Genomic DNA, 20,963 nt, shown 5'->3' with positions numbered 1-20,963 from the left:
GAAACTTTCGCGGTGATCTTCGGCCAGTGATCAGCGGCCTTTGATCAGATACCGCACAATCGCCATTCCGAGCGCGAGGCCTAACACGGTGGCCAGCGCTGCAACCAGACCGTAACCGGTCACCGCGACGAACACACCGGTAATGATCGCGACAACAGCGATGATCCCCGCGTCTACTCTGCTTTGACCACGTTCAGGCATGGCACTCTCTCGTGCTGTCAGGTCCGTCCGCTCCCCTCGTAGCGGACGGACCCAGCGGCAATCTGTCGAAATACGCGAACTTCTGGTGGCCTCACCGGGCTGACTTTGCGGGCGGTCCTGCGAGGCCGGCACGTCCCCCGGAGCCAACTCACATCGGTTCACGAAGTCCGTACCTTCGCAGAATATACCGAGTGGTAGGTAATTGCCGGGGGGCTAAAGTCCCTGCTCGTGGACTGATGCGACGAGTGGTCGAAAACTCGAGACGAACGACGGCATCGGCGCGCCGAGCGTTCGAGACCCTCGACCTCATCCGTGCGCGGTCAGAAGTATCCCGCGCTCCGCGAAATACCGATCGAACGTCTCCCATCCCATCGATACATCGGATTGCGTTTCCTTCGTCCTACCGGAGGGGTTGTGAAACGTCACGCCCTCGTCGGTGCAATCGGTGACCAGAACGAGGTGACCGCCGATCCGACTCGGCGGGGGCGTACCGGATTCCGCATCACGAATCGAAGCATGCACGGACACCATGGCGAAACGATCCGGTGCGGTCAGGTGATCGCTGAGTTGATCCAAAGGTAGTGGAGCGACGGAGGTTGCCTCGAGGCCCCATGATTGTGTCGAGAGGTACTCGACGAACGGCTGGTAGATCATTCCGACAACCCGATCACCGTCTCGCCGGTATGCACCCGCAGCTTCCAGTTCTCGCATGAGGACCATTGCCGGTGGCGGCAGAACTCCCGAATTCGCCAATACCATTCGAAGGCAGGCGATCCCGCATCCACGCCACGACCAGAATGCGTAGTCCTGCGGAGTACTTGCGCCGGATGCAGACCAGGCCGGATCGTCTTCCGTCCGGATCCGGCCCGACAGAATGTCGTCGACAAGCTCAGGAGACTCCCATTGCGAAAAATAGGGAACGCCGGGGTTGCGGCTACTCGGCACGATTCGAACCTGTCATTCCAGTATTCGATCACACACCCGTATTTCAAGCCGAAACGTCGACGTTCCCAGCCTGACGAGGTGACTCAGCCTCCGAGTGAACCCGTCGGCAGCTTCGAGAAAATGTCCCCGATGTTCGTCTCGGCACCGGACTGAGCATTGATCGCAAGCCCGCCGTGCGCACCCGACGACGATGACGGACTGTTGCCGATCGCTTCGTTTGCGCCGGACAATCGGAGTCGGACCGTCCGCTGCGGGAGTGCCGTCTTCGTTGACACGAACCACCGAAGCAGGTTTCCCGGCAACAGCATTGCCCGGATCGGTCACCGTCGCCGAGACGAACTCTGCGTTGGCCGGAATCGGAAGATCGATCTTCAAACGTGAGATCTTCTTGACGATTGCGCCGCTCACATCGTTCGGGATCTGGACGCTACCCGGATCTAGGTCGACGTCGAAGACTCGACCTGGCGCTACGACCGCAGAAGCCGAAACCCGCACCGTGGCAGGCTTTCCGTCTGACGACGGCTCGGAGAACGCACTCGGAACTGCGCGGCACGTGGCCTGAAAAGTTGTCGACGTGGTTTCAACAACGGGTGCCGCGGTCGCCGGAATCACGGCCACCGCGGTTCCACCGGCAAAGAGGCCGCTAGCAGCGCAGCATTCAGTAGGTAGATATCTGGTAAGAGGCGCTGTCAATTCTCCGTTTCACACTCTACCCTTACGGGAGGGTAGAGTCTGAGAACCTCGTCAGGACGGAATCTCATGGCAGTAACCACCGCTTCATCCACCAACGACAACTCGGTACGGGCCGCGCTTCGGTCACCTCGCCGACTCAAAACCGAAGTCTTGGCCGGACTGGTCGTGGCATTGGCATTGATCCCCGAAGCGATCTCGTTCTCGATAATCGCCGGGGTGGATCCGCGGGTGGGACTGTTCGCGTCGTTCACAATGGCTGTGACCATCGCCGTCGTCGGCGGACGACCTGCCATGATCTCCGCGGCCACCGGCGCCGTCGCACTGGTCGTCGCTCCTCTGACGCGCGAGTACGGAATCGACTACCTGATTGCGACAGTCCTTCTGGCCGGCCTTCTCCAGATCGTGTTGAGCCTCCTCGGCGTCGCAAAGTTGATGCGTTTCATCCCGCGCAGCGTCATGGTGGGATTCGTCAACGCACTGGCCATCTTGATCTTCATCGCCCAACTCCCCCATCTGATCGATGTTCCGTGGCTCGTCTACCCACTCCTGGCCGTCGCCCTCCTGATCCTCGTGTTCTTGCCGAAACTGACGAACGCGGTCCCGGCTCCACTGGTGGCGATCGTGCTACTGACCGCCGCCACAGTCGTTTTCGCATTCGACGTTCCCGACGTCGGCGACGAGGGCGAACTTCCGTCGAGCCTGCCGACGCTCCTGTTCCCCGACGTCCCTCTGGACGTGCACACACTGTCGATCATTGCTCCGTACGCGTTGGCGATGGCGCTCGTCGGACTCCTCGAATCGTTGATGACCGCCAAGCTCGTCGACGACGTCACGGATACCCACTCGAACAAGACCCGAGAAGGGTGGGGCCAAGGCGTCGCGAACATCGTCACCGGCTTCTTCGGAGGCATGGGAGGGTGCGCGATGATCGGCCAGACCATGATCAACGTGAAGGTCTCCGGCGCTCGCACTCGGATTTCGACTTTCCTCGCAGGCGTGTTCCTGCTGATACTCGTGGTCGGCCTCGGCGACGTCGTGGCGTTGATTCCGATGGCCGCATTGGTGGCCGTCATGATCATGGTCTCGGTCGGCACTTTCGATTGGCACAGCATCAATCCGAAGACACTGCGCCGCATGCCGATCGGCGAAACAGTGGTCATGCTGGTCACAGTGTCCGTCACTGTCACCACCCATAATCTTGCCTACGGCGTGATCGTCGGAGTGATCACCGCGATGGTGATCTTCGCCCGCCGCGTCGCGCACCTCACCGAAGTTGTCGACGTAGCGCATCCGGACGAGGACACCCGCGTCTATGCGGTTCGGGGCGAGTTGTTCTTCGCATCGAGCAACGATCTGATCTACCAGTTCGACTACGCCGGCGACCCGAAGAACATTGTCATCGATCTCTCCGAGTCTCATATCTGGGACGCGTCGACCGTGGCGACCCTGGACGCAGTCACCACCAAGTACGCGACCAGAGGAAAGAAGGTCGAGATCGTGGGCCTCGACGGCGCGTCGGCCGAGCGCCATCTGCGCCTGTCCGGTCGTCTGGGCGACAGTCACTGAGAGGATGGAGGCCGAGCGCGACGAAAGTGGGAGTGATGTCTGAGCCGGAACACGCGGGCCAGGGGCAGAACATGCAGATCGGTCAGGTTGCCGAGCGCACCGAACTGTCGATCAAGACGATCCGTCATTACGACGAGGTCGGTCTGGTGACCCCGTCCGAGCGGAGCGCCGGAGGTTTCCGCCTGTACACCGAGGCCGACGTCCAGCGGCTACTGGTGATCCGACGAATGAAGCCGCTCGGATTCAGTCTCGAAGAAATGAAACAGCTCCTCGATTCTCTGGCAGTGCTCGGTGACAAAGCTTCGGACGCATCGATGCGAACCGGTGCAACCGAATTCGTCACCGCCTGCCATACCCGAGCGGAAGCAAGCTGCATACACTTGCGTAAGCAACTCGCCTACGCCGAAGAACTGACAGGATTGCTCGCCGACCACAGTCTGAACGGTGAACGGCATTCGTGATCTGCCGGCTGAACTAAGCTGGGTTGATGGCCCGATACTTCGACGTACATCCCGAAAACCCGCAGCCGCGCGCGATCAGCCAGATCGTCGAAATGCTGCGCAACGACGCGGTCATCGCCTACCCCACCGATTCCTGCTATGCCTTGGGCGCCCGAATGGACAATCACTCGGGCACCGATCGGATCCGCGAGATCCGCCATCTGCGGTCGGATCACCACTTCACGCTCGTCTGTGCCGACTTCGCGCAGCTCGGGCACTTCGTCCACGTCACCAACTCGGCGTTCCGGGCGGTGAAAGCGGCCACACCGGGCCAATACACCTTCATCCTTCCCGCCACGAAGGAAGTTCCGCGGCGGCTGGCACACGCCAAGAAGAAGACCGTCGGGGTGCGCATTCCCAGCCACCCGGTCGTGCGTGCGCTCCTTCAGGAATTGGGTGAGCCGATCCTCTCCAGCACCCTTCTGCTGCCCGGCGCCGAGGAGCCGATGACGGACGGCTGGCAGATCAAGGAAGAACTCGACCACCAACTCGACGCGGTCATCGACTCGGGTGACTGCGGAACCGAACCCACCACGGTCGTCGACTATTCGTCCGGTGCCCCCGAGATCGTGCGCGTCGGAGCGGGAGATCCTTCTCGTTTCGAATGACCGCGCAGATCAGCTTCGTGTTTCGGGGTGGACGTTTGTCGAGCCACGCATCGATGGACGAGGAGCGGAATCGCCCTCTCTTCGAAGATGGTCTCGCACATCACCCGGAAGGGATGATCAGGCGGTCCTTCCTGCGGTCAACAGCGCAGCAACGAACTCACGCACCAACTCTCGCTCGTCGTTCTGGTCCGCCCCCGGCACCATGAGCAGCGAGAGGATCACTCGCACGATCCAGCGTGCTCGAGTGGCTACCTCGGCACCGGTCTCACCGAGCATCGCAACCCCCAGTCCGTTGATGACGTCCGATGAATTGGCAAGTTCACCGGCAAGACTCGCATCTCCCGGGGTGAACCATGCAGCCAACGTCGGCGTGCTGCGTACCGCGGACACAGCCGCGAGCATCGCCGTTTCGAGGCGCTCGCTCGGATCGTCGATGGCTGCTACCGATTCCGCGATCGCAGTTCCCAGTCTGCGAGCTTCGCGGTGAACGAACGCGATGTGTAGAGCCTGCCGATTCTCGAAGTACCGATACAGGGTGGCCCGCGAACATCCTGCAGCAGACGCTATCTCCGCCATACCGACCGTTGCGACGCCCTTTTCGACGAACAATTGTGCCGCGCTGTCGAGGATCTTCTCGGCTGCTGCCAAAGCGCGGCCCTCACCGAGCCAGTCGTTGCTCACGGCCGGCTAACCGAGATCGGGGCGGTGAGCGGACGGCGGACGTAGTTGCCGGGTGCGTACTGCATCGCGTCGATGTCTACATGGAAGTCTGGAATCCGGGAGAGCAACTCTTCCAACGCAACTCGTGCCTGCATCCGAGCGGCCGACGCACCCAGACAATGGTGGGCGCCATGACTGAAGGTGAGAATCTTCTGTGGCCGGCGCAAGACGTCCAACTCCGCCGCGTCGGGTCCGTACTTGTCGGGATCACGATTTGCCGCACCGTACATCAGCAAAACCTTGCGTCCTGCCGGAATCACTTTGCCACCCAAGGCCACATCCCGCGTCGTGGTGCGTGCCAGACCTTGGACCGGTGAGGTGAGTCGAAGCAGTTCGTCGACTGCGTCAGTGATCAATGCGGGCTCGTCCAACAGGATCTGACGCTGGTCGAGGCGTTCGGTCAGCATCGCCACCGATCCGCCCAACATTCCTGTTGTGGTGTCGTTTCCACCGGCCACCATAGTGAAGGCAAAGCCCAGAATCGACAGTAAGCCTGACATGTCGCCTTCTTCACCGAGCCCAGCGGCCAGTAGGTGCGAAATCGTGTCGTCACCCGGTTCGACCTTGCGGCGTTCGATCAGCGAAGCGAAGTACATCATCAACTCACCGGTGGCGGCCTGCGCCGTCGTCGCCGCTGCGGCCACACCACCCGCCGAATTGGCAGCAACAATGGCCTCGGTCCAGCCGTCGAACTGATCACGGTCCGATTCCGGCACACCCAGATAATGTGCGACAACCATCGACGGCAACGGCTTGAACAATTCGACGACGATATCGCCGCTGCCACGCGCTTTCAACGCCTCGATACGTTCGACGACAAATTCGCGGACCATCGGCTCGACCGCCGACACCTGACGCGGGGTGAACCCCTTCGACACCATGCGCCGGAACTCCGACTGCGCGGGCGGATCCTGCATCACGAACGGCGGATTGTCCTGCATCCCGATCTGCTCGAGTTCACCGTAGACAGTGGTCAATCCCTTTGCCGACGAATATGTCTCGTAATCGCGAGCAGCGTTGTAGACGTCTTCGTGACGGGTGAGCACCCAGTAATCGTCCTGCGCCGCAGCTTCCGGCACAACATTGTGAACAGGATCGTTCTCGCGCAATGCGTCGTACATTGCCCACGGCGAACGCCAGGACTCCCCGGTGGAAGGAACAAATCGTGGCGATTGTGACACGGCGGTTGGCATGACTCGACTATGAGACAAATAGTCAGATGTGTCAACGTTCTACGATCAACCGTTCCTACGATCAGTATCGAGCAACTCACATCCGCGCAGAGCACTCCGGACGACGCGCAGTGGTTGCGGTCCTGCTCCCCGCGAGCATCTCCCCTTCATCAGAGACTGGTGCCTGCACCACATCGGGCAAGGCCGGGAGGTTGCCCTCTACGACAACACCGGTTCCGCCGGGTCCACCCGCAAGACAAGCGCATTCAGCCTCAACCACTGGCACGGACGCAGCGAGGACAAGAGCGGCAATTCTTACGGCGCCTTCACTCGATCGATGTCGGACAGTGAAGTTCGGGTCACGTTCCGCAAGAGCTGCACGACCTTCCGGCGACGATCATCGATTGGCAACCGCGCGACGCGGAGAGTCGGATCGCGCACGGACAGGTGGAGGCCTACGACGATTACGTGAGTCGATACCGCGACACCGTCGCGCGGGCAGCACTCATCGACGCCAACGAATACCTCTAACACGCAACAGGATTGGACTGGGAGGTTCTACTTGACGGCGTCGCTCAAGCGGGTTCATACCATGTGGTTCTCGATGCTCTGGTCTACGAATCCAGGTGGACGCGCGACGGGCAACTACGAGACGTCGACACGCTCAAATGTCTTGGGCTACAAAGGCACGGCTGCAAGAACATATTGCGGCTGTCGGAGATTCTGCGAGCAGACGTCCACTGGGCCTGGAAGACAACCGAACCCGACACGTTGGTCCGGCCGGACAGATCGCTTTACTACTTCCGCCACTACCGCGGTTCGGAAGCGACACTCGACTTCACTCCGCTGCCGAACTTCGGGCCCCAGGTCTACGAAGAAGGTGTGGATATAGCAGCGGCAGTCGACCTACCATAAAGATGAATGTTCCTGCAAGACACAGATACTCGGGTACGGATAAACCTCCGGCCCGCGCCCCGAAGGCAATGCCTTCAGGTCGCGGGCCGGAGTGCTACCTATCCGAAAAACGGATCAGGAAAGCGACTGCGCAGCGGTGACTGCAGAAATGATTGCGATAACACCAGCGAAGAGACCGGCAACTCCGCCGATGCCCTTGCCGATTGCTTCCCAAGCCTTGAGGTCGTCTGCTGTGGAACCCATGTCTATCTCCTCATCATGGAATGTGTACGCGGTCCGCGCGCCCGGTATGTAACGGCGCTCACAATATACGTAAGACAGCCGAGTTTTAAAGTGGTGCCACCAAGTGGGACGTAACTCACATCTCATCCAGCGGGAACCCACGAGTAACAATGCGCGATTAGGACAACGCTTCGGGAACCGTTGAATGACGAGCAGGAGAACAGCAGTGGGCAAGTTGGATGGAAAAGTGGCCCTGATCACTGGTGCAGGGCAAGGCGTCGGCCAGGGAGTTGCGTTGGCACTCGCCAAGGAAGGTGCTTCCGTCGCCGTGGCGGGCCGGACCGAGTCGAAACTCGTCGTCACATGTAACGAAATCACCGAACGCGGCGGCCGTGCCGAACCGGTACTCGTGGACATCGCCGACGCGGATTCCATCACCGCCGCCGTGTCGCGAACAGTGGAACTGTTCGGCGGCGTCGACATTCTGATCAACAACGCCAGCCTCAACCCGCTCGGCAACGTCCTCGACCTCACTCCGGAGCGCCTTGCCGACGGACTGACATCCGGTCCCGTCGCGACGCTGCGAACCATGCAAGCGTGCTATCCGTTCATGAAGGAGCGCGGAGGCGGGGCGATCATCAACATGGTCAGTTCCGTGGCCGTCCGCTGGGACGCTGCCGGCTACGGCGGATACGCGGCCGTGAAGGAATCCGTCCGAGCCCTCAGCCGCGCAGCAGCGTGCGAATGGGGCGTCGACGGGATCCGTGTCAACGCGGTGGCGCCACACGCGTCGTCACCCGGGTTACAGCGTTGGGCAGATGCGCGCCCGGAAGAGGCTGCCGCCTTTGTTGCCGGGATTCCGCTGCGGAGGATCGGAGACTGCGAAACGGACATCGGCACTGCGGTGGCTTTCCTGGTCGGCCCGGACGCCGCTTATCTGACCGGAGCAACAATTCCGCTCGACGGTGGTCAGTCGCGCTGGGGCTGAGAGGTGGCGTCGTCGAAGGCAAGCACCGCCGACTTGTCTTCGGCGATCGGGCGGCGGAAAACGAAACCGACCACAACGGATGCCAAAACCAACGCGGCTAGCACTATGAGCCCGACCATCCACCACATGGTTTTCAGTATGCCCGAACCCACATCGTCGAGACGCGCGCCGGGCGCCTTCGAACTTCGTGAACCGAGCGCGAAAAATGCTTGGTACCAGTCAAATTCCGTTTTGACCGTTTCGTGAGCTTCTCGAAAACCCGTGATCGAGCGCACAATTTCGGATCTCGAACTGGGACGAGCGCGTGACTACCACCGCACCTCGGTGCATCCTGTCAGGTATGGAATCCGCTGTTTCGGCCCAAGTCGCCGACGGAAGCACCCTTACGCACCCGTGGGGCGGGACAAGCAACAACACCGATCTTGGTGGTGATGTTCACTGGATCGACTTCGGCGGTCCCAGCGGAGCGCCGCCCATCGTGCTCGTTCACGGACTGGGCGGCTCACACCTCAACTGGGTACGGGTGGCACCAGCACTGGCGGCGCACACGCGTGTGTACGCACTGGACCTCGCGGGATTCGGACTCACCTCTGCCCGTGGGCGACACACCGGCGTCGATGCCAACGCAGCACTCCTGAATCGCTTTCTCGACACGGTGGTCGGTGAACCCGCCGTCCTGTTCGGCAATTCCATGGGCGGAATGGTCTCCGCGATGGCGACCCACGCCAGTCCCGAATCAGTGGCCGGCCTGGTCCTGGTGGATCCGGCACTCCCCCTGCCCGTCCAACTTCCCGACCTGACCGTCGCGGCACAATTCACGCTCTACTCGATGCCGTACGTCGGCGAGCAGGTTCTCGGCTTCGGACGCCGGAAGATGTCCGACCACCAATTGGCCGCACAGATGACCAGATTGTGTTTCGCCGATCCGACGCGAGCAGACCCCGCGGTTCTCGAAGCGGGCGCCGCGCTGACGGCGATTCGCCGCAACGAACCCGCTCAGGATGCCGAGTTCCTCCAGGCAGCACGGTCACTGCTGAGGACCCTCGCCCGCCCGGCCTCGTATCGAAAGACCCTGCGAGAGATCATGACTCCGACGCTCCTGATGCACGGCGACCGCGATCGACTGGTCCCGGTCGAGGCCGCACGGGCAGCGGCTGCCGCTCATCCACACTGGACCACCATCATTCTCGGCGATACCGGCCACACCCCTCAGTTGGAGATTCCGGACGAGTTCTCACGCCATGCGCTCGCGTGGCTCGATCGCACGGGGTTGATCACGAACTGACCCGTACCGGCACCACAACGGTGGAACGTCCTTGCCGATCGAGCAAGTGCCCCATCAACTTCGGTATCCCGAGGACGATCCGGCGAAGATGACATTGGCAGGTCCGGCCCACAGGTAAGCGCGAACGGTCAAATACTCCAAAGCTCTCGAGCCCTGGGAATGTGTCGGGGTACTCGCGTAGCGTGAGAATCGCGCCTTCATTGGCCAGCCCGCTCTGTGTCCCTTGCTTGTGTATCCGTTTCGGTAAAGGAGAGTTTTCAGATGCCCGCACGTACAGCGCTCGACGGAACGCCCTGTTGGATCGACCTCACCAGCTCAGACACCGCGGTTGCCAAATCCTTCTACACCAACGTGTTCGGTTGGCAGGCTGACGCAAACGACGACCCGCAGTACGGCGGCTACGCGATCTTCAGCAAAGACGGTCAGCCCATCGCCGGGCTAGGCCCCCAGCAGGAGGGAAACCCGTACGGCGACGTCTGGACCACCTACATCTCCTCTGCTGATGCGGCAGCGTCGGCGTCCAAGGCCGAAGCCGCAGGCGGCATGATCATGATGCCGTCGATGCAGGTCGGTCCCCAGGGCAGCATGGCGATCGTGGGCGATCCGGCCGGTGCCGTCGTCGGTATCTGGCAGGCAGATCAGCACAATGGCTTCGGGCTGGTGGGCGAGGCGAGCACACCGGTGTGGCACGAGACATTGTCCAAGAACTACGCCGCAGTTCTGCCGTTCTACACCGACGTGTTCGGCTGGACCTACGAGTCCATCGGCGACAGCGACGAGTTCCGGTACTCACAGGCCAAGCAGGGCGACACCGTCGTCGCCGGTTTGATGGATGCCAGCTCGTTCCTCCCGGCGGAGGTGCCGTCGTTCTGGCAGGTGTACTTCGGGGCGGACGACACGGATGCTGCAGTCGCCAAGGTCGTCGAATTCGGCGGCAGCGTATTGCGCGACCCCGAGGACACGCCCTTCGGCCGTCTCGCATCGGTTGCCGATCCTCTCGGTGCCAAGTTCCAGATCTCGACGATCATGGAGTGAACTTCCGCGCGCAGATTTGAACACTCGCCCAGAAGGTATGCAGTTTTCTGTGTCCAACGCCTAATCTCATGGGATGCCCGCCCCCGCACCTCTCCTCGATGTGTACTCCCAGCCGACTCTGTCGACGCTTGCGCCGTCGGTACTCGCTTCCCTCGGCGTGAGCGGCGAAGCGAACCGTCTCGATCTGCAGCCCAGCAAAAAGACCGTCATTCTGCTGGTAGACGGGATGGGCGCGAATTTGCTCGCCCGCAACGCCGAACATGCACCATTCCTGAATTCGCTCGCCGGAACGCCCATACGGGCAGGATTCCCCACGACCACGGCCACCAGCATCGTCTCGCTGGGGACCGGTCTGCCGTCGGGAGCGCACGGCATCACCGGCTACCAGTCCTACGTCGAAGAAGCCGATTCGGTGTTCAACTGGCTGGGCTGGCACAGCGCAGGCAAGAAGGATTCTCAGACCGACTCCATCGTCCCGGAGACCCTGCAGCCGCAGGCCACGACCTTCGATCGCGCAGCGGCCGCCGGCATCACCGTCACTACCGTCGTTCCGTCTAAATTCGACGGCAGCGGCCTCACCCGGGCGGGAATGCGCGGTGCCCAGTTCGCCGGGATCCAGGCGTACGGAGACCTCCTCGCTCGCACGGTGGCCGCGTCGAAATCCGCGGACCGGACATTCACTTACTGCTACATCAGTGAGATCGACGCGCTGGGCCACGTCTACGGGCCCGAGTCCGAACCGTGGACATTCCAACTGATGCTTGTCGATCGACTGGTCGAACAACTCGCCGCGGCTCTCGGTCCGGACGTCAGATTGCTGGTGACGGCTGACCACGGAATGGTCGACGTGTTGGACGAGAACAAGATCGACTTCGACAACACTCCGATTCTGTCAAAAGACGTACTCGCTCTTGCCGGTGAACCGCGTTGTCGTCACATCCACACCAGAGAAGGCGCCGCGCAAGATGTTGCGGACCGCTGGCGTGCCGAACTTGGTGACCGCATGTGGATCGGGACCAGATCCGAGGGCATAGTCGCGGGATTATTCGGGCCCGCAGTGCATTCCGAGTATCACGGCCGGATCGGTGATGTCATCGCCATTGCTTCCGGGGACGTGGCCGTCGTACGTCGATCTGTCGAATCGGGACTGTCCGGCCTCCGTGGACAGCACGGCGCCCTCACTCCGGATGAACTGCTGGTACCGCTCTTGTCCTCAGGACAGCAGTAGGGCTCGCGCCCGGCGAATCTCGGGAACCCCGACGACCTTGCATGCGCCCAACAGGACGACGGCACCAACGGCCGCACCCGCCGACAATGAAATAACAGCAGCAAGCCTGGGCTCGGGGACTCGATTCTGAACCGCCACCACCAAAGCCAGCGCACAACCGCCTGCCAGAACTGCCGCCGTCGAAATCCTTCCGACGGTGGCCCGCACGTGGCGGAATCCCAACAGTCCATATCGCTTTCGAAGCAGGACGTGGCCCAGCACCGCTCCGCACACGTAGGAGAACGAGCCGGCTGCACAGACGGCCAGGACCAGCGTTTCGTCACTCGCCGACAGTGACGCAAGAAGAACAAGCGCCGTCTTGGCAACTACCATCACCACGGCTATCGCCGCGGGAGTTCGGGTGTTGTTGTCGGCGTAAAACACTCGGAGCTGAAGCATGACCATCGCAAACGGCACCAGCCCGAATGCGCTGACTGCCACGGCAGTTCCGATCAACCGGGCGCTGCTGCCGTCTACTCGGCCGAAGAAGATCAGGGTGGTCAACGAAGGACCGAAGACCATGAGCGCCACGGTAACCGGAATCAGCGCCACCACCGAATACCGAGCTCCCCGGCCGAGGTCGGATACGACGCCGTCGTCGTATCCCGCAGCAACCGACCTGGCGATCCGCGGCATCAGCACCGTCAACAACGACACACCGAGAACGCCGTACGCCACTTGAAACAGCAGATCCGCGTGCGTGTACATCGAGTAGACGTGACGTGAGAGCGTCACCTTCATCGTCACCCACACCCCAACCTGACCGGCAACGACGTACACCAGAGCCCACCCGAGCAACGGCGCCCCGACGCGCACCGGGCGCCAGGTGTGCGGGACGACCCGCACGCGAAGGCGCCACCGAAACCCGTTGCGGTGCAGCGCTCGAGCAACGACGGCGGTTTGCGCCACGATCCCGAGCAGAGTACCGATACCGATCACCAGAACCTGCGCCATTGTCATCGACTCGGGAGTCAGAGCCACCGGCCCCGGGATGCACAGGAAGACTGCGACCGTCACCAGAAGGACGACGTTGTTGATCACCGGCGCCCAGGCCGGCGCACCGAACACCGATCGAACACTGAGCACAGCCGTCATCATCGCCGTGATGCCGTAGAAGAAGATCTCCGGCAGAAGCAAATACGCGAAGAGCGTCGTGAGCTCGCGTTGAGCCGGATCATCGATCACGGCCGAGACCAGCGGCGGCGCGCACACCACGGCCACTGCCGTCACGAGAGCAAGAGCAAGCGCTCCCACAGTGAGGACGCGCTGCGTCTGCTCACGTTCGAGCTTCCGCCCACGGCGTCGTTGCCGCGTCAGATACGGAAGCAGGACACTGGCGAGAATCCCGCCGAGGAGGAGCTGATAGACCATGTTGGGGAAGCTGTTGGCCGCGTTGTACGCATCGCTGACCAGGGCAATGCCCAGGACAGCGGCAAGGGCAAGGGTGCGGACGAAACCGGTGATCCGGCTGACCGTGCTGGCGAGCGCCACTTGCCCGCCCATCTTTGCCAAGCTGCCGCCCGTCTCACCCGTACGTTCGGACTCCCCCACGCTCTCGACCATCTCGCCAGGGTGCCACATCGCAGTGCTCAACGCGCCGGACCGGAAACGACCGCCCTCCTGGAAACGACTGAGCGCCCCGAACCGAAGTTCGAGGCGCTCAGTACGTACGCGTGAAGATCAGGCTGATTCTGCCCCAGCCAACGGCGGCATGACAACAACCTGACCGGCGAAGGACAGACCGGCACCGAAGGCGAGAAGCAGGGCCTTGTCGCCCGCCTTGCACTGGCCGTCGCGCAGCATCTGCTCCATAGCGAGCGGGATCGACGCCGCGGACGTGTTGCCTGTCTCGGCGATGTCGTTGGAGACCGGGAAGCCCTCAGGCAGCTTCATGCTGCGAGCGATGACCTCGTTGATGCGCTGGTTTGCCTGGTGCGGCACAAAAGCGTCGATGTCCTCGATACCCAGCCCCGACTTCTCGAGCGTCCGGGTCGCGACCTTGCCCATCTCGAAGGCAGCCCAGCGGAACACCGCGGTACCGGCCATCTTGATCCACGGCCGAGGTCCGGTCGGGTCCTTGGTGTAGTCGAGCCAGCTCGGCTCCTGAACGATGGCGTCGGACTGGCTGCCATCGGAACCCCACTCGACCGGGCCGATTCCGACGGTATCGCTCGGGCCGACGACAACTGCGCCTGCGCCGTCACCGAAGATGAAGCGAACGCTGCGATCGGTGGGCTCGGTGGCCTCGCTCATCAACTCGACGCCGACCACAAGAACGTGATCTACGGTGCCACCGCGAACGAGGTCGCTGGCCACCGCAAGGGCGGTACAGAAACCGGCGCAACCTGCTGCGACGTCGAATGCAGCCGGACCCTTGATACCGAGCTCGTGGGCGACGATGGACGCAGCCTGAGGAGTCTGCAAGTCCCACGTCGACGTCGCGATGATCACGGCGCCGATCTGCTCGGGCGCCATGCCACTGACGTCCAGTGCTTTACGGGCCGCGCTGATCGACATCGCGAGGATGCCTTCACCTTCGCCGGAGAACCGGCGCGACTTGATACCCGATCGCGTCTGGATCCACTCGTCGGTGGAATCGATCAGCTCGCAGATCTCGTCGTTGGTCACGACTCGCTCCGGGCGGTGAACGCCGAGCCCGAGAAGGACGGACTGCCGACCTCCGGCCACACTGGCAATCGGCTTACCCATTGATCGATCTCCTCGTTGGTTTCTGGTGATGACGCGCATTCGACATCACACGTTACGTACAGGACATAAGCCCCTGCCTCTCAGGTCACCGTTCGATCACGGCAACAACATGAGGCTGGCTCACATTACGCTTCGGTCAGGTATGTAGTCCAGATCCACGATCAGGCGCGCAAATGAGCTAGAACTGCCAAAACACGACGATGCCCGCTTTCGGAAGCCGACAGGCCGAGTTTTGCGAAGATATTTCCTATGTGCTTGCTCACAGCAGTGTCGCTGACGACCAATTTCCTGGCGATTTCCTGATTTCCCAGCCCCTCCGCCATCAGGCCGAGAACCTCGGACTCGCGTGGGGTCAGTGATCTGATCGGATCGTCGGCGCGTCGACGGCTCATCAGTTGGGATACGACCTCGGGATCCATCACGGTTCCGCCGTCGACGACCCGGTTCAATGCGTCGACGAACTCGGCTACCTTGCCGACCCGTTCCTTGAGCAGGTACCCGACCCCGCCGGCGCCTCCGGCCAACAATTCACCGGCGTAGCGATCCTCGACGTACGCAGAAAGGACCAGGACGGGAAAGCCCGGGCGAAGCTTGCGCACCTCGATCGCCGCTCGAAGCCCCTCGTTGGTGAAAGTAGGAGGCATCCGGACGTCGAGCACCGCGGCGTCGGGGGCTGTCTCCTCGAACACCGTGAGGAACTGTGCGGCGTCGGAGACGGCAGACACCTCGAAGCCCTCTCCGCGGAGCAGCAGTGCCAGCCCCTCTCGCAGGAGAGCGTCGTCCTCGGCAATCAGAATCCGCACGGTAGTTCCACCCTCATCGTTGTCGGTCCACCCTCCGGGCTCTCCAATACTGCGGTTCCTTCGAAAGCCTCGACCCGGCGTCGGATACCCGCCACGCCGCCGCCCGGGCGTTCGTTCGCGCCGCCCTGACCGTCGTCGATCACATCGATGAGCATCGTCTCACCCAACGAGTCGTCCGACGTCTCCGTCCGTGCCGTGACGGTGACCCTGCGCGCTCCGCTGTGTTTTGCGACGTTGGTCAAGGCCTCGGCGACGACGAAGTACGCAGCAGCCTCGACGGCAGCCGGGGCACGGCGGAGTTCGTCGATCTCGAGTACGCAGGGCACGGCGGAGCGCCCGGCGAGCGCGGAGATCGCGCCCTCCAGACCCAACTCGTCGAGGATCGGCGGGTAGATGTCGTGCACCAACGTCCGGAGTTCGCTCAACGCCTCGGTGGCCGCATCCTGGGCCCGATGCAGTTGTGGCAGAGCCTGGTCCGGATTGTTCTGCAACGACCGCTCGGCCATCCCCAACATCATCACCACCGCGACCAGACGGTTCTGCGCGCCGTCGTGCAGATCCCGCTCGATGCGCTTGAGTTCGGCCGAATGCGCGTCGAGCGCCGCAGCGCGGCTGGCCGTCAGGGCGGTGACGCGCTTCGAGAGGTCCGAACGCGTATCCGGCGCAAGCAAAGTCGTGGTCGACCAGCTGATCCATTTCGCCATCGCGGGGATCAACCACCACGCGATCAGGAGGTACAGGATGCCGATCAACGGCATTCCGGCAGCGCCCAACCACGACGTCACGGGGTACGGGTTGTTGACGGGTTCGCCCGCGGGCATCTGCTGCCAGTACAGCGGGACAGCAATCGCATTGAGTGCACCGAGTGGCAGCGCAATTGTCAGCATCGCCGCGACGAAAGCACCCAGACCGTGAATCGACAACCAGGCCGCGTCGCGCCTCGTCGACTGATCGGTGAGGAACCTGCTCCAGTCCCCGAATGTCGGATTGCTCGGCATCGGCGGATATCGCTGCAGAACAGGGCGCCCGGTGTACGCAGCCGTTCGCCCTCGAGCCAGGCACGCCCACCACCGGAGCACTCGCACGTACGACGGCAACAGCAACCAGCCGACGATCAAAATCGAGAGCGACAAAAGAATGAGACCGACCATCAACAGGAACAAGGAGACCACAGCTGCCGCACCCTCGACGAGTACGTACACCGCAGCCCTGGTTCTCTTCTTCACTGCACCAGCATGCCGCACCGCACCGCACGATCCACTACAGCTGGCTACACCATCGATTCGGGACTCTGCTGGATGTCGACGAATGCCGAATCTCCATAGCGTTCATCCCATGAAGAATCGACACTCGGTCCTCACCTCGCCGGCTCCTGGTGCCACGGCCGCCCGAACATCCGCCGTGCGACTCGAAGGCGTCAGCAAGGTCTACGGCAACGGCCGCGGCGCCGTGACCGCCCTCGACAGCATCAGCCTCACCCTGCCTCGCAGCACCTTCACCGCCGTGATGGGCCCATCCGGATCGGGCAAGAGCACTTTCCTGCACTGCGCCGCGGGCCTCGATCGACCGAGCAGCGGATCGGTGTGGCTGGGCGACACCGAGATCTCACAGCTGAAGCCGAAGGCCCGCAGCATCTTCCGTCGCGATCACATCGGTTTCGTCTTCCAGGCCTACAACCTGCTCGGCGCTCTCGACGTCGAGCAGAACGTCACGCTCCCGCTACTGCTCGCCGGACGACGAGCCGACAAGCAGTACCTGACCTTCGTCCTCGAATCCGTCGGACTCGGATCACACCGAAAGCGCAAACCCTCCGAACTGTCCGGCGGTCAGCAGCAACGCGTCGCCATCGCGCGCGCCCTCGTCACCCACCCCGACGCACTCTTTGCCGACGAACCGACCGGCGCCCTCGACTCCCGCAGCGCCAAGCAGGTTCTGGAGTTGTTGCGCCGGACAGCCGCCGAGTTCGATCAGACCATCGTCATGGTCACGCACGACCCGGTGGCCGCGTCGTACGCCGATCGTGTGCTGTTCCTCGCCGACGGGAAACTGGTCGGGCACATCGACCGACCGACGCCGCAGCAGATCGCCGAGCGCATGACACACCTCGGGGACTGGTGATGATGAAAGCGCACACCTTTGCGCACCTGAAAGCGCATCGGGCCGGTTTCGTCGCCGTGTTCGTCTCCGTATTCTGCGCGGCTCTCCTCACCTGCGGTCTGGGTGTGCTGCTGGAATCGGGAGTGCGAGGCGGCGTCTCACCACATCTCTACGCCGGTGCCGACGCCGTCGTGAGTGCGCCACAGGCGCTCGAGGTCAAGGAAGACGCCGATCAGCCTTTTGCCGAGCGAGTTCTCCTCGACAGCGATACGGTCCGCAAGCTCGACGCACTCGATGTCACCGTGGTTCCCGACATCTCCGTCCCCGTCAGCACCGCCGAGGGCGTCGTACTCGATGCACATCCTTGGAACACAGCACAATTGGCGCCGTACTCGCTCACCGAAGGTCGCGCTCCGCAGAGCCGAGACGAGGTGGTCTCGACCACGGGCGCCGCGCTCGGCGAGCGAATCACGCTGGCTCACGGCGCGATAGCCGACGAGTACACCGTCGTCGGCACAGCTGATTCGGCCTCGGTGCCGTCACCCGACCGTCCGGCACTCGTCTTCCTCGACGACGCAGAGGCCGAACGGTTGTGGCCGCACCAGAACGCTGTCACCGCAGTCGGATTGATCGCTCCCGAAGGCGTGGATGCTGCCGCTCTCGCCCGCGATGCACTCGCCGGAACCGGCGCGGAGGTCTCGACCGGCACTGCGCGCGGAGGCATCGAATTCCTCGACGCCGGTGCTGCGCGGACTCAGTTGATCGTGCTCTGCGCCACGTTTGCGGGCCTTGCATTGATGGTCAGCATGTTCGTCGTTTCCAGCACGCTGTCGCTCTCGATCAACGCCAGGCGCCGAGAGTTCGCTCTGCTGCGTGCGATCGGAGCCACCACTCGGCAGGTCCACGTCATGATCGGGCGTGAAGTGCTGCTCGTTGCTGCAGCTGCTGCGGCCCTCGGCGCGGTGCCCGGATATCTGCTCGCCCGAGTTCTAGGCGCACAGTTCGCCGCAGCCGGGGTCATGCCCACAGATTTCGCGTTGGCCTACAGCCCCCTTCCGGCGATCGCGGCATTCCTGATCTGCGTACTCACTGCCCGCGCTGCCGCTGCGATCGCTGCCCGTCGGCCGGCAAAGCTCGACCCTGTCGAAGCACTCCGCGAATCCGAAAGCGGCCCGGCGAAACTGGGCCTCGGACGCATCATCACCGGGCTGATCTTCGGCGCCGCCGGCCTCAGCGCGTGCATCCTCCCAGCTTTCCTGCCCGGCAGCGTGGCAGCCGCCGGAGCCGGTTCGAGCGCGCTGCTCTTGATCTTCTCGGTCGCGCTGCTCGGCCCGTTGTTGGTGCGCGGCATCATCAGGGTCCTCGGCGGCCCGCTGCGCCGTAGCCGATCGGCGTCGAAAGTTCTTGCTGCCGCCAACGCCGAATCCAACTCGAGGCGACTCTCGTCGGCCGTTGTTCCCTTGGCTCTCGCAATCGCGCTGGGCTCGGTGCAGTTCTTCAGCCAGAGCACCGTCGCAGCCGAGGCGACCAATCAGTCGATCAAGGGCGTCACCGCAGACCTGATCGTCGGCGCTCCGGCCGGTATAGCTCCCTCGCTCCTCGACTCGATTGCAGCGGTGCCCGGTGTGAGTGCGGCAAACCCCGTGGTGCGCAGCCAGGTCTTACCGGTACCGAGTGGCGAGGAAGGCGGCTCAGCCGACAGCGCGATCGCGGCCCAGGGCATCGACGCCGCCAGTGCCGACGCGACCCTCGATCTCGCGGTGACCGAAGGCGACCTGAGCGCTCTGACCGGCGATACCGTTGCCGTGAGCGAAGACGGCGCCTTCACACTCGGAGCCAAGGTTGGCCAGCGCGTCGACCTCTATCTGGGTGACGGAACGCTGGTGCATCCGATGGTCGTCGCGAAATACGGTCGCGGCCTCGGATTCGGGGACGTGACCATGCCGATCGAGACTTTGCGTCAGCACTCCACCGACGCCCTGATCGACACCGTTCTGGTTACTGCCGAACCCGGACGGTCGACTGAAGTACAGCGGTCGTTGCAGTCCTTCTCCTCGATCGCCGCGATGAACCAGGACCAGTTCGGCGCCGCAGGCGAAGATCAGCGGCGTATGCAGTCGTGGGTCAGCATCCTCGCCGTCCTCGTCCTACTCGGTTATCTGGCCGTCGCCGTCGTGAACACTCTGGTCGCCGCCACTGCCGAGCGTTCCCGCGAGTTCGCGCTCCTGCAGCTGGTGGGCTCGCGGACGAAGCAGGTCCGAGCGATGATGCGCATCGAATCGTTGATGGTGGTGGGAATCGCCGTCGTGGTCGGATCGCTGATCGCCCTGCCGCCGCTGATGGGCATCGCCGTGGCGGTGTCCGGGCAGCCGATCCCGGCGATTTCACCGGTGATCTACGGTTCCATCGTCGCCGTGACCGCGGTTCTCGGGTTTGTCTCCATCGCGATCCCGACTCGCGCCGCCCTGCGCAAGAACCCGATGGACGGTGTCCGCAAGAACTGAGTGCCACTACCGTCGTCATCTATGGATGCGGCCGCCTGGGACAAGAAGTACGAAGAATCCGAGCTCGTCTGGGGCGCTCCTCCCAACGAATTACTGGTGGAATACGCAACGGCCCTCCCCCACGGCCAGGCACTGGACCTGGCGTGTGGCGAGGGCCGTAACGCGTTGTGGCTCGCAACTCGCGGTTGGGAGGTGACCGGCGTCGACTATTCGGCCGTCGCGATCGAGAAAGCCCGCACGATCGCGGCCCGGTCACCCCGATCGGTCCTCGACCGTCTCGACTACCGATGCGGCGACGTCACCGTCGCGGATTACGCCCCCGGAAACGGGCAGGCATACGACTTGACCCTGCTTCTTTACCTTCATCTGCCCGCACCACAACGCACCCTGGTTGTGAACCGTGCCATAAATTCTCTGAAACCTGATGGAATCCTCATGATTTTGGGTCACGACCGAAGCAACATCGACTACGGCGTCGGCGGGCCGCAAGATCCCGAAATCCTTTACACACCAGAAGAATTGATGCAAGAGTTCCGCGGACAGCTCGAGTTCGAGATCGCCGGAAATCCCCACAGACACACCGAAACGGGAATCGCGATCGACGCGCTGGTCATCGGACGCAAATCCGGTGTTGGCAATGCAAAGAACGGCTAGTAACATGTATTAAGTTACCGACGAGTAATAAACTTCGGGCGGTACTAGGAGTGCTGGACCGCACCACCTCACTGGGAGA

At 62.7% G+C, this 20,963-nt stretch carries 23 protein-coding genes; 12 read left to right on the top strand and 11 right to left on the bottom strand.

The window, feature by feature from the left end; genetic code table 11:
* Positions 1-30: 30 nt before the first annotated feature.
* The 3 genes from R4P65_RS24590 to R4P65_RS24580 form a co-directional block, all read right to left on the bottom strand.
* On the bottom strand, positions 31-201 hold the full coding sequence (locus R4P65_RS24590) for a hypothetical protein (RefSeq protein WP_317828476.1): 171 nt from the start codon (positions 199-201) through the stop codon (positions 31-33).
* A gap of 306 nt (positions 202-507) precedes the next feature.
* Positions 508-1,146, bottom strand: coding sequence for a hypothetical protein (locus R4P65_RS24585; protein ID WP_317828475.1), 639 nt, complete (start codon positions 1,144-1,146; stop codon positions 508-510).
* 83 nt (positions 1,147-1,229) lie between these two features.
* Positions 1,230-1,421: a hypothetical protein gene (locus R4P65_RS24580; RefSeq protein WP_317828474.1), complete on the bottom strand. Its 192-nt coding sequence runs from the start codon at positions 1,419-1,421 to the stop codon at positions 1,230-1,232.
* Between R4P65_RS24580 and R4P65_RS24575 the strand changes: the two genes are divergently transcribed.
* The 4 genes from R4P65_RS24575 (at position 1,415) to R4P65_RS24560 (ending at position 4,513) form a co-directional block, all read left to right on the top strand.
* Complete coding sequence (locus R4P65_RS24575; RefSeq protein WP_317828473.1) at positions 1,415-1,708, top strand: hypothetical protein; 294 nt, start codon at positions 1,415-1,417, stop codon at positions 1,706-1,708. The genes R4P65_RS24580 and R4P65_RS24575 overlap by 7 nt on opposite strands.
* Before the next feature lie 197 nt (positions 1,709-1,905).
* Entirely contained in the window at positions 1,906-3,405 is a 1,500-nt protein-coding gene (locus R4P65_RS24570; RefSeq protein ID WP_317828472.1) for a SulP family inorganic anion transporter, read from the top strand.
* A gap of 35 nt (positions 3,406-3,440) precedes the next feature.
* Complete coding sequence (locus tag R4P65_RS24565; protein WP_230815026.1) at positions 3,441-3,866, top strand: MerR family transcriptional regulator; 426 nt, start codon at positions 3,441-3,443, stop codon at positions 3,864-3,866.
* A 26-nt stretch (positions 3,867-3,892) separates the two neighbouring features.
* The gene (locus tag R4P65_RS24560) at positions 3,893-4,513 is read left to right on the top strand and encodes an L-threonylcarbamoyladenylate synthase (protein WP_019747165.1); all 621 of its coding nucleotides are present in this window, start codon (positions 3,893-3,895) and stop codon (positions 4,511-4,513) included.
* Positions 4,514-4,630: 117 nt separating this feature from the next.
* On the opposite strand, the gene R4P65_RS24555 is transcribed toward R4P65_RS24560, so the two are convergent.
* Positions 4,631-5,194, bottom strand: a complete 564-nt coding sequence (locus R4P65_RS24555; protein ID WP_317828471.1) for a helix-turn-helix domain-containing protein — start codon at positions 5,192-5,194, stop codon at positions 4,631-4,633.
* Positions 5,191-6,426: a cytochrome P450 gene (locus R4P65_RS24550; RefSeq protein WP_317828470.1), complete on the bottom strand. Its 1,236-nt coding sequence runs from the start codon at positions 6,424-6,426 to the stop codon at positions 5,191-5,193. The genes R4P65_RS24555 and R4P65_RS24550 overlap by 4 nt, the downstream gene beginning before the upstream one ends.
* A 522-nt stretch (positions 6,427-6,948) precedes the next feature.
* Between R4P65_RS24550 and R4P65_RS24545 the strand changes: the two genes are divergently transcribed.
* On the top strand, positions 6,949-7,320 hold the full coding sequence (locus R4P65_RS24545; RefSeq protein WP_317828469.1) for a hypothetical protein: 372 nt from the start codon (positions 6,949-6,951) through the stop codon (positions 7,318-7,320).
* Positions 7,321-7,434: 114 nt separating this feature from the next.
* On the opposite strand, the gene R4P65_RS24540 is transcribed toward R4P65_RS24545, so the two are convergent.
* Entirely contained in the window at positions 7,435-7,563 is a 129-nt protein-coding gene (locus tag R4P65_RS24540; protein WP_003945944.1) for a hypothetical protein, read from the bottom strand.
* Positions 7,564-7,768: 205 nt separating this feature from the next.
* Between R4P65_RS24540 and R4P65_RS24535 the strand changes: the two genes are divergently transcribed.
* Positions 7,769-8,530, top strand: coding sequence for an SDR family NAD(P)-dependent oxidoreductase (locus tag R4P65_RS24535; RefSeq protein WP_230815022.1), 762 nt, complete (start codon positions 7,769-7,771; stop codon positions 8,528-8,530).
* Here the strand turns inward: R4P65_RS24535 and R4P65_RS24530 are convergent.
* Complete coding sequence (locus R4P65_RS24530) at positions 8,512-8,805, bottom strand: hypothetical protein (protein ID WP_230815021.1); 294 nt, start codon at positions 8,803-8,805, stop codon at positions 8,512-8,514. The genes R4P65_RS24535 and R4P65_RS24530 overlap by 19 nt on opposite strands.
* Positions 8,806-8,870: 65 nt before the next feature.
* Between R4P65_RS24530 and R4P65_RS24525 the strand changes: the two genes are divergently transcribed.
* From R4P65_RS24525 to R4P65_RS24515, 3 genes are all read left to right on the top strand, one after another.
* Positions 8,871-9,815: an alpha/beta hydrolase gene (locus R4P65_RS24525; protein WP_317828468.1), complete on the top strand. Its 945-nt coding sequence runs from the start codon at positions 8,871-8,873 to the stop codon at positions 9,813-9,815.
* A gap of 261 nt (positions 9,816-10,076) precedes the next feature.
* Positions 10,077-10,850 carry a VOC family protein gene (locus tag R4P65_RS24520; RefSeq protein ID WP_317828467.1) on the top strand — a complete coding sequence of 258 codons (774 nt, stop codon included), beginning with the start codon at positions 10,077-10,079 and terminating at the stop codon, positions 10,848-10,850.
* Between the two features lie 73 nt (positions 10,851-10,923).
* Entirely contained in the window at positions 10,924-12,078 is a 1,155-nt protein-coding gene (locus R4P65_RS24515; RefSeq protein ID WP_317828466.1) for an alkaline phosphatase family protein, read from the top strand.
* On the opposite strand, the gene murJ is transcribed toward R4P65_RS24515, so the two are convergent.
* From murJ to R4P65_RS24495, 4 genes are all read right to left on the bottom strand, one after another.
* Entirely contained in the window at positions 12,064-13,680 is a 1,617-nt protein-coding gene (murJ, locus tag R4P65_RS24510; RefSeq protein ID WP_317828465.1) for a murein biosynthesis integral membrane protein MurJ, read from the bottom strand. The two genes, R4P65_RS24515 and murJ, sit on opposite strands and share 15 nt — an antisense overlap.
* Before the next feature lie 117 nt (positions 13,681-13,797).
* Positions 13,798-14,826, bottom strand: a complete 1,029-nt coding sequence (locus R4P65_RS24505) for a beta-ketoacyl-ACP synthase III (RefSeq protein ID WP_317828464.1) — start codon at positions 14,824-14,826, stop codon at positions 13,798-13,800.
* A 161-nt stretch (positions 14,827-14,987) separates the two neighbouring features.
* Positions 14,988-15,629: a response regulator transcription factor gene (locus R4P65_RS24500; protein WP_003945784.1), complete on the bottom strand. Its 642-nt coding sequence runs from the start codon at positions 15,627-15,629 to the stop codon at positions 14,988-14,990.
* A complete protein-coding gene (locus R4P65_RS24495; RefSeq protein ID WP_317828463.1) occupies positions 15,617-16,855 on the bottom strand; it encodes a sensor histidine kinase in 1,239 nt (412 codons plus the stop codon). Before R4P65_RS24495 ends, R4P65_RS24500 begins: the two co-directional genes overlap by 13 nt.
* A 109-nt stretch (positions 16,856-16,964) precedes the next feature.
* Between R4P65_RS24495 and R4P65_RS24490 the strand changes: the two genes are divergently transcribed.
* From R4P65_RS24490 to R4P65_RS24480, 3 genes are read left to right on the top strand one after another with little or no spacing between them, the layout of a single operon-like run.
* Positions 16,965-17,747 (top strand): ABC transporter ATP-binding protein, encoded by a 783-nt coding sequence (locus tag R4P65_RS24490; protein ID WP_317828462.1) that lies wholly within the window; start codon positions 16,965-16,967, stop codon positions 17,745-17,747.
* Positions 17,747-20,230 (top strand): ABC transporter permease, encoded by a 2,484-nt coding sequence (locus R4P65_RS24485; RefSeq protein ID WP_317828461.1) that lies wholly within the window; start codon positions 17,747-17,749, stop codon positions 20,228-20,230. Before R4P65_RS24490 ends, R4P65_RS24485 begins: the two co-directional genes overlap by 1 nt.
* A 21-nt stretch (positions 20,231-20,251) precedes the next feature.
* On the top strand, positions 20,252-20,884 hold the full coding sequence (locus R4P65_RS24480; RefSeq protein WP_230815012.1) for a class I SAM-dependent methyltransferase: 633 nt from the start codon (positions 20,252-20,254) through the stop codon (positions 20,882-20,884).
* Positions 20,885-20,963: the final 79 nt, after the last annotated feature.

It is taken from the genome of Rhodococcus sp. IEGM 1318, from assembly GCF_033142465.1.
In the GTDB taxonomy this organism is placed as follows: Bacteria; Actinomycetota; Actinomycetes; order Mycobacteriales; family Mycobacteriaceae; genus Rhodococcus_F; species Rhodococcus_F qingshengii_B.
This window is presented reverse-complemented; position numbering and strand designations above follow the sequence as displayed.

Coding starts and splice junctions, on each gene's coding strand:
- R4P65_RS24590 (WP_317828476.1), bottom strand. CDS start 201: ATGCCTGAACGTGGTCAAAGCAGAGTAGACGCGGGGATCATCGCTGTT.
- R4P65_RS24570 (WP_317828472.1), top strand. CDS start 1,906: ATGGCAGTAACCACCGCTTCATCCACCAACGACAACTCGGTACGGGCC.
- R4P65_RS24565 (WP_230815026.1), top strand. CDS start 3,441: ATGTCTGAGCCGGAACACGCGGGCCAGGGGCAGAACATGCAGATCGGT.
- R4P65_RS24560 (WP_019747165.1), top strand. CDS start 3,893: ATGGCCCGATACTTCGACGTACATCCCGAAAACCCGCAGCCGCGCGCG.
- R4P65_RS24550 (WP_317828470.1), bottom strand. CDS start 6,426: ATGCCAACCGCCGTGTCACAATCGCCACGATTTGTTCCTTCCACCGGG.
- R4P65_RS24540 (WP_003945944.1), bottom strand. CDS start 7,563: ATGGGTTCCACAGCAGACGACCTCAAGGCTTGGGAAGCAATCGGCAAG.
- R4P65_RS24525 (WP_317828468.1), top strand. CDS start 8,871: ATGGAATCCGCTGTTTCGGCCCAAGTCGCCGACGGAAGCACCCTTACG.
- R4P65_RS24520 (WP_317828467.1), top strand. CDS start 10,077: ATGCCCGCACGTACAGCGCTCGACGGAACGCCCTGTTGGATCGACCTC.
- R4P65_RS24515 (WP_317828466.1), top strand. CDS start 10,924: ATGCCCGCCCCCGCACCTCTCCTCGATGTGTACTCCCAGCCGACTCTG.
- murJ (WP_317828465.1), bottom strand. CDS start 13,680: ATGGTCGAGAGCGTGGGGGAGTCCGAACGTACGGGTGAGACGGGCGGC.
- R4P65_RS24505 (WP_317828464.1), bottom strand. CDS start 14,826: ATGGGTAAGCCGATTGCCAGTGTGGCCGGAGGTCGGCAGTCCGTCCTT.
- R4P65_RS24490 (WP_317828462.1), top strand. CDS start 16,965: ATGAAGAATCGACACTCGGTCCTCACCTCGCCGGCTCCTGGTGCCACG.
- R4P65_RS24485 (WP_317828461.1), top strand. CDS start 17,747: ATGATGAAAGCGCACACCTTTGCGCACCTGAAAGCGCATCGGGCCGGT.
- R4P65_RS24480 (WP_230815012.1), top strand. CDS start 20,252: ATGGATGCGGCCGCCTGGGACAAGAAGTACGAAGAATCCGAGCTCGTC.